Origin of the sequence: Bacteroides sp. LFL-34 (genome assembly GCF_027257075.1) — a bacterium.
Classification (GTDB): domain Bacteria; phylum Bacteroidota; class Bacteroidia; order Bacteroidales; family Bacteroidaceae; genus Bacteroides; species Bacteroides ovatus.
The window spans coordinates 1-1,253 of record NZ_JAPQKZ010000100.1; the positions used below are offsets into that span (position 1 = coordinate 1).

The 1,253-nt window shown below is 36.6% G+C and carries 1 protein-coding gene; it reads left to right on the forward strand.

Going from position 1 to position 1,253, the window contains the following annotated elements; translation table 11 throughout:
• The first annotated feature begins 94 nt into the window (after nt 1–94).
• Nucleotides 95–1,003, forward strand: coding sequence for an MUN family extended-spectrum class A beta-lactamase MUN-1 (locus tag N5O98_RS26670; protein ID WP_206340447.1), 909 nt, complete (start codon nt 95–97; stop codon nt 1,001–1,003).
• Nucleotides 1,004–1,253 lie beyond the last annotated feature (250 nt).

Genomic DNA, 1,253 nt, shown 5'->3' on the forward strand with positions numbered 1-1,253 from the left:
CTACGACCTTCGACTTAGAATGTTGCATTGGTAGTCCACGTTTCTGCATTTGAGCATCCGCTTCTTTGGGCTAAGAAGCAAAAAAGAAAACTATATGAAACAAAAAGTTCCACTATCAAAAATGAACATGACAAAAACGCTATTATCAGTTATGCTTTGTTGCTGTTGCAGCATTATGGCTTTCGGGCAGAACATGACCCAAGAAATTGAAAAGATTATCAAAGGGAAGCAAGCGTCTGTCGGGGTAGCAATTATCCATAATGACGATATAATTGCCATTGCCAACGAGGACAAATATCCCACTATGAGTGTATTCAAATTCCATATAGCAGTGACAGCTCTGAAAAAAATGGAAGCAGAGAATATTCCGCTGGACAAAATGGTGTATATCAAACAGAAAGAAATGCTGAAAAACACGTATAGCCCGTTAAGGGATAAATATCCCGACCAAGGGATTCGTATATCTTATAGGGATATAATCAAATACACAGTATCGATTAGCGACAACAACACATGCGATTGGTTAATAAGGTTTGTTGGTGGTATTGATAAAGTGGACTCCTACATAAAATCTCTTGGGATAAAGGATATGAATTTCACGGAGACAGAGGAAAGCATGCATACGGACATTATGTTATGCTACAACAATTGGAGCACACCATTAGCTATTGCGCAATTGCTCAAGAAACTTCATACAGAAAATATTTTGACAAAAGAGCATTTTGCGTTTTTAGAGACAGCCATGCTTGATTGTGTGTCTGGCAAGAACAAACTAATAGCGGGGTTGCCTACCGATATAAAATTTGGGCATAAAACGGGACGTTCTAACCGAACTGCTGATGGCATACAGATAAGCGAGGGAGATGCAGGAGTGATATATCTTCCCAACGGTGAGAAGTGCTACATTGTCGTTTTGATAAAGGATTCTCGTGAGTCTGATGATGATAACGCCAAAATAATGGCAGATATATCAAATATAGTTTATCGTCATTTGAATAAATAAAAATCCAATTGTAATGAATCAAAGTCTCTAACATATATTTGTTGGAGACTTTTTGTTAAATTTCATATCGGAAAAGTGTGCGTTTCAATAAAAAGTAATAACTTTGCAAATGAAAGAGTTATTTGACAGTATAGCACCGCAAAACGCTGAAAATAGCACAGTTGCTAACTCGTTACCACTGTTTCTCAAATACTCAGTTAAATGTTTATTCTTCAAACGGTTATATTAAACCGTTGAAAATCTAAAATAT